Here is a 13,304-nt window from a genome sequence, read left to right as displayed (position 1 = left end):
GGGAGCGGGCTTGCTCGCGAAGGCGTCAGCCCGATCAACAAAAACGCTATGCCCTACTCGTTATCCAGGCCCTTACGCCGATACGGAAACACATCAATGACTTTCCCGGCGCGAATGGCTTCTTGCAGGCTCTTCCAGTAATCCGCGTTGTACAACTCGCCATGCAGCTGATCGAACAACTTGCGCTGCCCGGAATCGGCAAACAAAAACGGCGGAAACTCTTCCGGAAACACATCCAGCGGCCCGATCGAGTACCACGGTTCGGACGCCATCTCATCCTCCGGCGTACGCGGTTGCGGGATGTGGCGGAAGTTGGCTTCGGTCAGGAAACAAATCTCGTCATAGTCATAAAACACCACGCGCCCATGCCGGGTGACGCCGAAGTTCTTCAGCAACATGTCGCCGGGAAAAATATTCGCCGCCGCCAGTTGCTTGATCGCCAGTCCGTAATCCTCCAGCGCCTCGCGCACCTGCGCTTCGTTGGCGTTTTCCAGGTACAGGTTCAGCGGTGTCATGCGCCGTTCGGTCCAGCAGTGGCGGATCAGCACCGTGTCGCCTTCGACCGACACCGTGGACGCGGCGACGTCGAGCAGTTCTTCCAGGCACGCCGGTTCGAACTTGCTCAGTGGGAAACGGAAGTCGGCGAATTCCTGGGTGTCGGCCATGCGCCCGACGCGGTCGACGCTTTTTACCAAGCGATACTTCTCGATCACCGTGGCGCGGTCGACGTTTTTCGATGGCGAGAAACGATCCTTGATGATTTTGAACACAGTGTTGAAACCCGGCAGGGTGAACACGCTCATGACCATGCCGCGCACGCCGGGGGCCATGATGAACTGGTCGTCGGTGTTGGCCAGGTGATTGATGAGTGCCCGGTAGAACTCGGACTTGCCGTGTTTATAGAAGCCGATCGAGGTGTACAGCTCGGCGATGTGCTTGCCCGGCAGGATGCGCTTGAGGAAGCCGATGAATTCCGCCGGCACCGGCACATCCACCATGAAATACGAACGGGTGAACGAGAAGATGATCGATACGTCCGCTTCATCGGTGATCAGCGCATCGATCTGAATGCCGCGCCCTTCCCGGTGCAGCAACGGGATGACCAGCGGCCATTGTTCGTCCTGGGTGTAGATGCGCCCGACCAGGTACGCGCCCTTGTTGCGGTACAACACCGAGGAGAACAGTTCGACGGACAGTTCCGGATCCTTGCAGACCCAGTCCGGCAGGTTCTCGCGCAGTTGCGCTTCGAGGCGGCGCAGGTCGCCGGCCAGGTCGGCGTAATCCTCGCTGAAGCGGTAGTCGGCAAAGATGCTCGCCAACATTTCCGACAAATGCCCCTGAGGCAAGTAGGTGCGGGTTTGCGCGGCGCGGGCGCGGCGCAGGCTGGGACGGGTGGTGTGAATGAACATGCAGCCGTCGCTGATCAGGTCATGGCTGAACAGCCCGCAGAAGATCGAGTTGTACCAGGTCTCGGACAGCTCATCGTCGAAACGCAGGTCGATCAACGTGATGTAGGCGCTTTTGACCAGCGGCCAGCAGCTCACATCCATCAACGTATCGACCTCGAAAGACGTCCGTAGCCGCTCTACGGTTTCGCCGACCTTGTCTTCGTACAGGTTGATCCGCGCCGCCGACGCCGATTGCGTCTCCTGCCACTGGGCCTGTTCGAAGCGGGCCCGGGCGCCGTCGGTGATCTGCCGGAAGTGCTCGCGGTAGTCGTCGAAGCCATCGAGGATCAATCGGGCGATATCGGCGGCGGGCCAATGCTGCGGCATGGTGAGACCTCTGCGAAAGTGCGGAAGCCTGAGCTTAGCCAGTGAACCGGGTGCAGGAGAAGCGTAATTTTTGCCATTGATGTCTAGGGTCGAGCGCAACTTGTGACGGTTTTTTAATCGACCGACCGGTCAGTAATCAGCCCTTTCAGTCACCCCCCCCCCCCACCAGACAGGGTTTTGCTATTCCCCTGCCCTGCATCCCCTGAAACAGAGCCTTACAGATTGGTCTTACCAAAATGATGGCACTTTGATATACAAGCCGCCATCACCCGCCTAATAAAAAGATTCTCGGTACACGAGGACTCATCCCAAATCGCCCAAGGAGCACATTCGATGTCTATCAGGAACATGCGCATAGGTTTGCGCGCCGGTTTGAGTTTCGCCGTTTTGGCCAGTCTGCTGATGGTGGTCGGCCTGTTCGGCCTGGGTCAGATGGCGACCCTGCGTGAAAGCGCCACCGTGATCGAAGAGTCGTGGATGCCGAGCATCGAGAGCATTCATGACAGCGCCACGAATATCGCCACCATCCGCCTGGAATCCCTGCGCTTGATCGCCGTCAATCAGCCGGCCGTGCGGGAAAAGAGCAAAGGCATGATCAGCGTCCAGCGCCAGGAATTGCTCAAGCGCCTCAACGATCACAAACAATTGCTGGCCAGTGACCAGGAGCGGGCCATGCTCGCCAGCCTGAGCGCGGACGTGACCAAGTACATGGCGATTCTCGACCAGATCATCGCCCAGATCGACGCCGGCCAATCGGAGCAAGCCTACGCCCGCCTCAATTCGGAACTGGCGCCCCAGGGTGGCGTGCTGGATAAATCCCTGGAAGCCATGATCAGTTTCAATCAGCAAGGCGCCGCAGCCGCCTCCGCCGAAGCGGCGCGGATGTATCAGCGGGCGCAGTGGATTGTCGGCACGATCATCGTGGTCGCGCTGTTCGCCACCCTGGCGCTGGCCTGGCTGCTGACCCGCAGCATCACCGCGCCGATCAATCAGGCCCTCAGCGTGGCCCGGCGCATCGCCGCCGGTGACCTGAGCGGCCAGGTGGTCAGCCACGGCAACGACGAAGCGGCGCACCTGCTCGATGCCCTGGCCGACATGCAAAGCCATTTGCGCACGACCATCCGCGGCATCAGCGACTCGGCGCAGCAACTCGCTTCCGCTGCCGAGGAAATGAGTTCGGTGATGGAAGAAAGCACCCGTGGACTGCAACTGCAGAATGATCAGATCGAACAAGCCGCCACCGCCGTTACTGAGATGAGCACGGCGGTGGACGAAGTGGCGGCCAATGCGGTGTCCAGCGCCGAAGCGTCCCAGGCTTCGAACGAGGACAGCAAACACGGGCATGTTCAGGTCAGCGAAACCATTACCTCGATTCAAGGGCTGGTCAGCGAAGTGCTCGGTGCTTCGCAACAGGCTGAAGGCCTGGCAACTCAGGCCCAGGACATCAGCAAGGTGCTGGAAGTGATTCGCGGCATAGCCGGGCAAACCAATCTGCTGGCGCTCAACGCGGCCATCGAAGCCGCAAGGGCCGGTGAGGCCGGGCGCGGGTTTGCCGTGGTGGCCGATGAAGTGCGTTCGCTGGCCCAACGCACGCAGAATTCCACTGAAGAAATCGAGCTGATGATCAGCAATATCCAGCAAGGCACCGGGGCCACGGTCAGCGCGTTGCAAAGCAGCGCCGAGCAAGCCAGCCAGACCTTGCGCCGAGCCAACAGCGCCGGGCATGCGTTGGAGAAAATCACCGCGTCGATCTCGCAGATCAACCAGCGCAACCTGGTGATCGCCAGTGCTGCCGAACAACAGGCGCTGGTGGCGCGCGAGGTCGATCAGAACCTGGTGAACATCCGCGACCTCTCGACCCAGACTGCGGCGGGTGCTACCCAGACTTCCGCTGCCAGTCAGGAATTGTCGCGTCTGGCGGTTGACCTGAATGGGTTAGTGACGCGTTTCATTATTTAGTACTGGATGCAGCAAGATTTACTGTGGCGAGGGGGCTTACTTGTGGCGAGGGGGCTTGCCCCCGTTGGGTCGCGCAGCGGCCCTGAAATTTTGTGAGTGCTGCGCACTCAAGCGGGCGCAAGCCCCCTCGCCACAGGCAAGCTCCCTCCCCGCAGAAAATTTAATGCCCGAATTGCGGTTGCGATCCTCAGGGCTCTCGGCAACACTTCCGTCCCCATAAAGGAAGGAGTGCACCGTGAGCCCTGTCGATATTTTCCGTTTACTGTCGCTGGCGGCGATCTGGGGTGCGAGTTTCCTGTTTATGCGCGTGATCGCCCCGGTGATCGGCACCATTCCCACGGCGTTTTTCCGGGTGTCGATTGCCGCTGTCGGCTTGCTGGTGATCCTCGGGCTGATGCGCATCAGCTGGGATTTCAAAGGCAAACTCAAGACCGTGATGCTGCTCGGGGTGATCAACTCCGGGATCCCGGCGACCCTGTATTCCGTGGCCGCGCAAGTGCTGCCGGCCGGTTACTCGGCGATCTTCAATGCCACCACGCCGCTGATGGGCGTGTTGATCGGCGGGCTGTTCTTCCATGAAAAACTCACCGCCGCCAAACTCGGCGGGGTGTTCCTCGGGCTGCTCGGCGTCGGCGTGCTGACCCGCGCCGGCCCGGTGGCGTTCGACCTGCAATTGCTGATGGGCGCCCTCGCCTGCCTGCTCGCGACCACCTGCTATGGCTTCGCCGGATTCCTTGCCCGCCGCTGGCTCGATCATGCCGGCGGCCTCGACAGTCGCCTCTCGGCGCTCGGCAGCATGCTCGGCGCAACGTTGTTTTTACTGCCGCTGTTCGGCTACAGCGTGATCAGCAATCCACCGGCGAGCTGGGGCGGCTGGAGTGTCTGGTTGTCGCTGCTGGGCTTGGGCCTGGTGTGCACCGCGTTTGCCTACATCGTTTACTTCCGCCTGCTCAGCTCGATCGGCCCGGTTAAATCGATGACCGTGACCTTCATGATCCCGCCGTTCGGCGTGCTGTGGGGCGCGTTGCTGCTGGATGAGCCGTTGTCGATGGCGCATGTCTATGGCGGGGTGTTGATTGCGGCGGCGTTGTGGCTGGTGTTGAAGCCGGCGGTGGTGAAAGTGCCGGAGTTGGCCAAGCCGTAATCGATCTGTAGCCAAGTGATAACCCTGTGGGAGCGGGCTTGCTCGCGAAGAGGCCGTGTCAGTCGACATTAATATTGAATGGCACACCGCTTTCGCGAGCAAGCCCGCTCCCACATTTGATCTCTGGTGTTCACACCATCACTGTGTGTTTGTCGCTATACCGTCGCTTTGTAGCCGTCTTCGCGCTGACGCGCCCGGGCCTGGACCACATTGAGCATCGCGCAGCCTTCCCGCGCCAGCAGGTGCATTGCGCGGGTGACGCGGGTCAGGTCGCAGTCGGAAATGCCGGTGAGGTTGAGGCTGGTCAGGGTGTCGGTCAGGTCGCGAATCACCGTGAACCGGTGCATGGCGCACGCGGCGATGTCGCTGAGTTCTCGGTGGGTGTTGATGTAGAGGACTGGATGGTCGGCGTCGTAGGTGTCGATGGGGAGGTAACGCGGCATGATTTGGTCGTGCATGGGTAAAACTCCAAATAAGGCTACCTCAAGTCCGCGGCCAAGCGAAAAAGGTGGCAGCTGTGTACGGGTTGGCCGACCGGCACCCATCAAACCGGCACACCCGAAGGTATCCCGCGCACAGCTGCCATAACACAGCATCCAGACATGAAACATGCCTGAACAATGACGCTGATGCGTTTTGATGATCGACCGGCCAAGGTCATTTCGCGGTGTTTTCCGCGAACCAAAACTATAGAGGTCGATACCAAAACGCGGCAACAGGGTACGTCGTAGGAAACGTCTTGGAAAGTTGTGCGCCGCCGCGTCACCTGCTACACCCGCCGTAGGACCGCTCTTTCCCTCCCGCACAAACGCCGCCAAGGACTACAACGCCTGCGCACTTATCTCCCCATCCACCAACCGCCGAATCCCCAACGGATTGGCGCTCTGCAACGCTTCGGGCAGCAGCGCGTCCGGATAATTCTGGAAACACACCGGCCGCAGGAAACGACTGATCGCCAGTGTCCCCACCGACGTTCCGCGAGAATCCGACGTCGCCGGGTACGGCCCGCCATGCACCATCGCATCGCAAACCTCCACGCCGGTCGGGTAACCGTTGAGCAGAATCCGCCCGACCTTTTCCTGAAGCATTTCCGCCAGCCAGCGGTACTCGAGCAATTCGTCCGCCTCGCCAATCAGCGTCGCTGTGAGCTGCCCGCGCAAGCCCTGAAGCGCTGCCGCCAACTGCGCCTGATCCTCGACTTCGATGACGATAGTGGTCGGCCCGAAAACTTCTTCCTGAAGCAGTTCATCACCCTTGAGCAACAGGCTGACATCAGCCTTGAACACTTGCGGCTGAGCCTGTCCGCCCTGCTGCGGTTGGCCCGCCAGGTGCGTTAGCCCCGGATGTTCGTGCAACGCACCAAGACCCAGACCGTAGCTGATCAGTGCGCCGGCATTGAGCATGGTTTGCGCCGGTTGCTGATTCATATGCGCGCAAAACTGCTGCAGGAACGCGCTGAACTGCGGCGAGCGCAGGCCGATCACCAGGCCTGGATTGGTGCAGAACTGGCCACACCCCAGCGTGACCGAACCCGCCAGTTGCGCGGCAATCTGCTCGCCGCGCACCGCCAGGGCTTCAGGCAGCAGGAACACCGGGTTGATGCTCGACATCTCGGCGAATACCGGGATCGGCTGCGGCCGGGTCGCGGCCATGTGGCTCAGGGCATTGCCACCCTTGAGCGAACCGGTGAAGCCCACGGCTTGAATCGCCGGGTGTTTGACCAGCCATTCGCCGACACCCCCGCCATAAATCATGTTGAACACCCCGGCCGGCATGCCGGTGCGCTCGGCGGCGCGCAGGATCGCGTCCGCGACCCATTCGGCGGTTGCCATATGGCCGCTGTGGGCCTTGAACACCACCGGGCACCCGGCGGCCAGTGCCGACGCGGTATCGCCGCCCGCCGTGGAAAATGCGAGTGGAAAGTTGCTGGCGCCAAACACGGCGACTGGCCCGAGCGCGATCTGGTACTGACGAATGTCCGGGCGCGGTAAAGGCTGACGTTCCGGCAAGGCACGGTCGATGCGCGCGCCATAGAAGTCACCGCGACGTAGGACGTTGGCGAACAGTCGCAGCTGACCGCTGGTGCGCCCGCGTTCACCCTGGATGCGTCCGGCCGGCAATGCAGTTTCGCGGCACACGGTGGCGACAAATTCATCGCCCAGGCCATCGATTTCATCGGCGATGGCGTCGAGGAACGTCGCGCGTTTTTCAGCGCTCAGGTTGCGGTAGATCGGGTAGGCGGAGGCGGCAGCTTGGGCGGCGGCGTCCACTTCGGCTTCGGTGGCCTGGAAGAAAGTGCCTGGTAGTGGTTCGCCGGTGGTAGCGTCGAGGCTTTGCAGTTGCACGGTGCCTTTGGCGCTGCGGTGGGGGCCGATGTAGTTGTGTCCGAGGAGAGTGGTCATTGGGGGTTCCTTCACCGGCTGACTGCGCCTGTGGTTGAAGATGTTGGAGGATTTAAGATCCACCCCTCACCCCAGCCCTCTCCCCATAGGGGAGAGGGGGAAAGGGAGCTGATCTTCAAGCCTTTCAAATGAGCGCCTGACTCAGGTTCCACACTTAAAGCGCTCGAACCTGTCCGATAGCCAACGGCTGGGCGCTTTCGCCGATGCCGTTTTCCAGGGGGGCGCCGAATTCGGCGAGGCTGATCTGGAAGCGGTCGCCGGGCTGGGTTTTGACGCCGTCGGCAAACGACAGCGTGGCGGTGCCAAAGTAGTGCACGTGGACATCGCCCGGACGCAGAAACTGCGCGTATTTGAAGTGGTGGAATTCGAGGTTGGCGAGGCTGTGGCACATGTTGTCTTCGCCGCTGAGAAATTCCTTTTCCCAGAGGGTTTCGCCGTTGCGCACGATGCGGCTGGTACCCGCCAGGTGCTTGGGCAATTCACCGACGCGCAACTCCGGGCCGTAGGCGCAGAAGCGCAGTTTGGAGTGCGCGAGGTACAGGTAATTGCGCCGCTCCATCACATGGTCGGAGAACTCGTTGCCCAGGGCATAACCGAGGCGATACGGCTGGCCGTCATCGCCAATCACATACAGGCCGGTCAGCTCCGGTTCTTCGCCGGCGTCTTCGGCAAACGGCGGCACCGGGAAGTCTGCGCCGGGGCGCACGACGATATTACCGTCACCTTTATAGAACCATTCCGGTTGTGCACCGACCTGCCCGGCGGCCGGTTTGCCGCCCTCCAGCCCCCATTTGAAAATGCGCATGGTGTCGGTCATGCCGGCTTCAACGGCGCCGTCCTGCTGGTGCATTTTGTCTCGCGCTGAGGCGCTGCCCAAATGGGTCAGGCCGGTGCCGCTGATCAGGCAATGGGCCGGGTCTTCGTGATCCAGCGGCGGCAACACGCGGCCCTGTTGCAACAGTTGCAGGTAATCCGGGCCCGGCTCGGTACCGCGCCAACTGACTTCATCTTGCAGGCTACGTTGCCCACGGATCGCCGCGAGCGCCAGTTCACGGGTGCTGCGGGTGCCGTTCAGCACCTGGACCTGTGAACCCTCGACGAGGCCAACCTGGCGTTCTCCGGCGGTGTTTTCAAATTGAATCAGGCGCATGTCCGGCCCTCCAGAAAGTCATGGATAGCGCCGCTGAACTGCGGCGCTTGAAAGATCACTCGATGATGTTGAAGTCGCTCAAATACTCATCGGAGATTTCCAGGCCCAGACCCGGCGTGTTGTCGTCGAGCTGGATGTAGCCGTTGACCGGTTGCGGCTCGCCCTTGAACACGTAGTAGAAGAGTTCGTTGCCGACTTCGACGTCGAACACCGGGAAGAACTCGGCCATCGGTGAGGCGGTGGTGGACATGGTCAGGTGGTAGTTGTGCATCTGCCCGGCGTGGGGGATGACCGGCACCGACCAGGCTTCGGCCAGGGCGTTGATCTTGCGTGCTGCGGTGATGCCGCCGACGCGGTTGGTGTCGTACTGGATCACGTCCACGGCGCGGCGTTCCAGCAGGTCTTTGAAGCCGTAGGAAGTGAACTCGTGCTCGCCGCCGGAGATCGGCATGATCCCCATTTTCTTCAGCTCGATGTAACCCTCGATGTCATCGGCGATCACCGGTTCTTCCAGCCAGCGCGGTTCGAATTCAGCAAGTTTGGGCAACATGCGGCGCGCATATTCCAGGGTCCAGCCCATGTAGCATTCGAGCATGATGTCGATGTCGGGACCGGCGAGGTTACGCAGGGCGCGCACCTGTTCGATGTTCTTGCGCATACCCGCCGGACCGTCTTTCGGGCCATAGCCGAAACGCATTTTCAGCGCGGTGAAGCCTTGGTTGAGATAGCCCTGGGCTTCTTCGAGAAACAGGTCGAGGTTGTCGTTGGCGTAGAGCTTGGAGGCGTAGGTCCAGATCTTTTCCTTGGTGCGGCCACCGAGCAGTTTGAACACCGGTTTGTTGACGGCTTTGCCCATGATGTCCCAGATCGCGATGTCGATCGCCGAGATCGCCGCCATGCCGATGCCTTTGCGGCCCCAGGCGTGGCTCTGGCGGTACATCTTCTGCCAGATGTATTCGTTGTCGAACGGGTCTTCGCCGATGGCAATGGGCGCCAGGTAGGTGTCGATGATTTCCTTGGCCACACGGGGCGCCAGGGCGCAGTTACCGATGCCGACGAGACCGGTGTCGGTCTCGACTTCAACCACCAGCCAGCCGTGGAAACGGAACGAGCCCATGGCATCGCCGCGCTCGAACAGGATGTCGCTGGCGTTGGTGCAGAAGTGCGCTTGCGGTGGGACGACTTTGCCTTTCCACTCGAAAACGCGGGTACGGATTGCTTTGATTTTCATGAATACAGTTCCTTGCGCTGCCGGCTTTTTGTAGTTGTTGAGTCGCTGCGCAGAACCGCTCGGGCGGCCGGTTCTGGTCATTCGATGGGCCGACTTTAGCCAGCGCGTGGGGGCGGCGGATAATCACTTATGCGTATCCGGCGATAACCTGGGGTGATAGGAAAAAGCGAATATCCGGTAGATAGGGTTATCAGCCCTCACACAAAAAAAATGTGGGAGCGGGCTTGCTCGCGAAAGGGCCGTATCAGTCGACATTGATGTCGCCTGACACGGCCTCTTCGCGAGCAAGCCCGCTCCCACAGGGATGGGTGGGGGATTTGCATGGTTTTCAGTAGTTGTTGGTGCCCATCCGGCAAGCAATTTCGAACGCCTGGCGGATCGCACCGACGTTCGCCTTGCCCTGCCCCGCGATATCAAACGCGGTGCCGTGGGCCGGGGTGGTGATCGGGATCGGCAAGCCGCCCTGCACCGTCACGCCACGGGAGAAGCCCATCAACTTGATCGCGATCTGCCCCTGGTCGTGGTACATCGTCACGACCGCGTCGAAGGCACTGGCGTCGCCCTGGACCTTGAGGAAAATCGTGTCCCCCGGATACGGCCCTTCAGCCGCAATACCCAACGCCTGGGCCGAACGCACCGCAGGACCAATGATGTCCAGTTCTTCGCGCCCGAACGAACCGTTGTCGCCGTTGTGCGGGTTCAAGCCGCACACGCCGATGCGCGGTTTTTCCAGGCCGTTGCGCTTGAGCGCGGTGTCGATCAATTGAATCGCTTCCACCACCCGCGCCTGGCTGAGCATCCCCGGCACTTCGGCCAAGGCCACGTGGGAAGTCACCCGGGACGTCCAGAGATTGTCGAGCACGTTGAATTCGCAGAATGGACCGTGGAAATCCAGCAACTCGGCGAACCAGTGCAGCTCGTCGTTGTGCGCCATGCCGGCCATGTGCAGCGAGGTCTTGTTCAGCGGCCCGAACAGCACCGCATTGGTGGTGCCGGCCTCGGTCAGGCGCAGGGCTTTTTCCAGGGTGTCGAGGCTGTAGCGGCCGCCAATCACACTGGCCTCACTGCGCGGGAATTCACCGAGGGTGTCGCCGCGAAAGTCGTAGAACAGCGGCGTGTCATCAACGAACGACAGCGCGTCCAGCGACTCCACGCGCTTATAGGGAAACGTCACGCCAGCGATGCGCATGCCGCGCTGCATTTCGGCCTCGTCGGCAATCAGGATCACGTTCGCCTGGCTGCGCACAGCTGGCTCGCCGAGCAGGCGTGCGATCAGTTCCGGGCCGATGCCCGCCGGGTCCCCCAGGACCATGGCGATGGTGGTTTTGTTCATGCTTCACTCCTCAAGGCGTCAGGCCATGTCCGGTCAATGGCGCAAGGTTCGCAGCGATAAACCCGCTGCGCGTTGCTGTAGAACAGTCGCTCCTGATCGGCGTATGGCCGGTCAGCAACGATGGATTTGAAACCGCTGTAAATGGCGTCGAACGAGCCGCACAAACTGTCCACCGGGAAGTTGCTGGCGAACATCGCCCGCTCGCTGCCGAACATCGCAATCACTTCGCGCACGATCCAGGCATTGTCTTTGGCGCGCCACGCCTGGCCACCCTGGCCGAGGCCGGAAATTTTCACCTGCACGTTCGGCCACTCGGCCAGGCGCGCCATCGCCAGGCGCCAACCGGCGAGGCCTTCGGCACTGCGGTCGCTGGGCAAACCGGCGTGGTTGAGAATCAGCGTGGTGCCGGGAAAATCCCGGGCCAGCCGCTCGGCTTCGTGCAGGTTCCACCAGGGTGTCTGCAAGTCGAAATGCAGACCCAGCCCTTGCAGTGCGGCATAGCTGCGGCGCCAGTGTTCGTCGCTCATCAGGCTGCGCAGATGGCCGACCTGCCCCGGCGCGGTCGGGCCACCGGGTTTGTGCCGAACGCTGCGCACGCACTTGAAACTGGCTTGCTCGGTGAGCACCGCGATGGCGTCCGGGTGATCGAGCCAGGCTTGCGCAACGATCGCGTTCGGCACGCCATAACGAGCGGCCAAACCTTCGATAAAACGGGTTTCGCCAATTGGGTCCTGCGGGTTCCATTCGGTCTCGATGTACACCGTTTGCACGACGTTGTGAGAGCCGGCATCGGCGAAATAATCCTCGGGGAAATAGCGACGCTTGATCGCGCTGTAGTCACCGTAGCGAAACGGGATGTTGGCCTCCGGCGCCAGCCACGGATGATCATTGATCGACGGGTCCCAGAAGTGATGATGGGCGTCGATGATCGGGCCGTTCCAATGCTCACCCATAACGCACCTCGTCCAGACTGATGAACAACGTTGCCAAAACGAAGACTGCCGAGCACACCGCGAAGAACCCCAGCACCGGCGCAAACCCACCGGCCATTTGCAGAATGATCCCCACCAGAATCGGCACCGCGATACCGCCGGTGCTGCCGGCCATGTTCATCACGCCACCGATCAAACCGACCCGCGCCGGTGCCGCCAGCAACGCCGGGAAGCTCCAGTAGAGGCTGCCCCACATAAGAAAAAACGCGGTCATGGCCAACAACGCCACAGCCGCAAAAGGATTGCTAAGGGTCGGCAACAACAGGAACGCGCCAAGGGCCACCAGACCGGAAAACGCCAGCAGGCTCTTGACCGCCACGCCACGGCTGACGCCTTTGCGGATCAACCCGTCGCAAAGGAAACCGCCAGTCAACGAGCCCAGCGCACCGCACACAAAGATCACAAACGTAGCCGCACCAATCCCCTTAATATCAAAACCGCGGGCCTGCGCCAGATAACTCGGCCCCCAGGTCAGCAGGCCGAAATAAACCATCGCCCAACTGGCCCGACCGATCAGCAGGCCACTCAACGAACGGGCGGCAATGCCCAGCCCTTTGACCGGCACCCGCGCCGCTTCGGCAGCCGGGGTCGCGCGGCCGGCGTTGATCTTCTCGAGTTCTTCGGCATTCACCTGCGGATGGGTCGCCGGGTCATCCCGCAGATAACGCCGCGCCAGCCAGGCCAGCACCAATGTCGCGATGCCGGCGATCACAAACGCCAGACGCCATGAATCCAGCGAAGCGATCAGGTAGGCAATGATCAACCCGCCGAGCGCCACGCCCAACGGGCTGCCGCTGTCCATCAGCACCGCACCGCGACTGCGCTCGCTTGGCGCCAGCCACAGGGAAATCAGTTTGCCGCCCGAGGGGAACAACGGCGCTTCCGCCGCACCGAGTGCGACACGGGCGAACAGCAACGACAAACCGCCCGTGGCGAATGCGGCGATGACCTGGAACGTGCCCCACAACCCCGTGGACCAACTGATCACCCGGTGCGGCCCGAAGCGATCGATCATCCAGCCGCCCGGAATCTGCAACAGCGCATAGGCCCAGAAAAAGCTGCTGAGGATCAGCCCTTGCATGCTCGGCGAGAGGGAAAATTCGTGGGCAATGGTCGGCATCGCAATCGACAGCGATACCCGGTCGATCAGATTAACCATGGTCAACGCGAAAATGATCGCGAAGATCCGCCAGCGAACACTGCTGGCCTTGCTGGTGACGGCCAACGGCACGGCGGCTGTGATCGGTTGGGCAACTGCGCCGGGCAGATGCAGGGAAGCACTGGGACGAGCCATGGTGCGTACCTCGATTTATTATTT

10 protein-coding genes are annotated in these 13,304 nt (G+C 61.4%); 2 read left to right on the top strand and 8 right to left on the bottom strand.

Translation table 11 applies throughout. From position 1 onward, the window contains the following. Positions 1-53 precede the first annotated feature (53 nt). On the bottom strand, positions 54-1,775 hold the full coding sequence (gene aceK, locus ACIQY3_RS05925; RefSeq protein ID WP_403017973.1) for a bifunctional isocitrate dehydrogenase kinase/phosphatase: 1,722 nt from the start codon (positions 1,773-1,775) through the stop codon (positions 54-56). 333 nt (positions 1,776-2,108) lie between these two features. Between aceK and ACIQY3_RS05920 the strand changes: the two genes are divergently transcribed. After that, positions 2,109-3,734, top strand: coding sequence for a methyl-accepting chemotaxis protein (locus ACIQY3_RS05920; RefSeq protein WP_403017972.1), 1,626 nt, complete (start codon positions 2,109-2,111; stop codon positions 3,732-3,734). Positions 3,735-3,969: 235 nt separating this feature from the next. Next, positions 3,970-4,878, top strand: a complete 909-nt coding sequence (locus tag ACIQY3_RS05915; protein WP_403017971.1) for a DMT family transporter — start codon at positions 3,970-3,972, stop codon at positions 4,876-4,878. A 155-nt stretch (positions 4,879-5,033) separates the two neighbouring features. Here the strand turns inward: ACIQY3_RS05915 and ACIQY3_RS05910 are convergent, their stop codons facing one another. The 7 genes from ACIQY3_RS05910 to ACIQY3_RS05880 form a co-directional block, all read right to left on the bottom strand. Continuing rightward, positions 5,034-5,336, bottom strand: coding sequence for a hypothetical protein (locus ACIQY3_RS05910; RefSeq protein ID WP_403017969.1), 303 nt, complete (start codon positions 5,334-5,336; stop codon positions 5,034-5,036). A gap of 363 nt (positions 5,337-5,699) precedes the next feature. Beyond that, a complete protein-coding gene (locus ACIQY3_RS05905) occupies positions 5,700-7,280 on the bottom strand; it encodes an aldehyde dehydrogenase (NADP(+)) (RefSeq protein ID WP_403017968.1) in 1,581 nt (526 codons plus the stop codon). 154 nt (positions 7,281-7,434) lie between these two features. Then, positions 7,435-8,430: an AraD1 family protein gene (araD1, locus tag ACIQY3_RS05900; protein WP_403017967.1), complete on the bottom strand. Its 996-nt coding sequence runs from the start codon at positions 8,428-8,430 to the stop codon at positions 7,435-7,437. Positions 8,431-8,485: 55 nt separating this feature from the next. Beyond that, positions 8,486-9,661: an L-rhamnonate dehydratase gene (locus tag ACIQY3_RS05895; protein WP_054049072.1), complete on the bottom strand. Its 1,176-nt coding sequence runs from the start codon at positions 9,659-9,661 to the stop codon at positions 8,486-8,488. Between the two features lie 328 nt (positions 9,662-9,989). Further along, a complete protein-coding gene (locus ACIQY3_RS05890) occupies positions 9,990-10,994 on the bottom strand; it encodes a 4-hydroxythreonine-4-phosphate dehydrogenase PdxA (RefSeq protein ID WP_403017966.1) in 1,005 nt (334 codons plus the stop codon). Continuing rightward, the gene (locus ACIQY3_RS05885; RefSeq protein WP_403017965.1) at positions 10,991-11,947 is read right to left on the bottom strand and encodes an amidohydrolase family protein; all 957 of its coding nucleotides are present in this window, start codon (positions 11,945-11,947) and stop codon (positions 10,991-10,993) included. Before ACIQY3_RS05885 ends, ACIQY3_RS05890 begins: the two co-directional genes overlap by 4 nt. Then, positions 11,940-13,280 (bottom strand): MFS transporter, encoded by a 1,341-nt coding sequence (locus ACIQY3_RS05880; protein ID WP_403017964.1) that lies wholly within the window; start codon positions 13,278-13,280, stop codon positions 11,940-11,942. The genes ACIQY3_RS05885 and ACIQY3_RS05880 overlap by 8 nt, the downstream gene beginning before the upstream one ends. Between the last annotated feature and the right edge of the window lie 24 nt (positions 13,281-13,304).

The organism is Pseudomonas sp. NPDC096950 (assembly GCF_044762525.1).
GTDB lineage: Bacteria > Pseudomonadota > Gammaproteobacteria > Pseudomonadales > Pseudomonadaceae > Aquipseudomonas.
The sequence above is the reverse complement of the archived record's forward strand: the minus strand, read 5'-3'. Positions and strand labels throughout refer to the sequence as shown.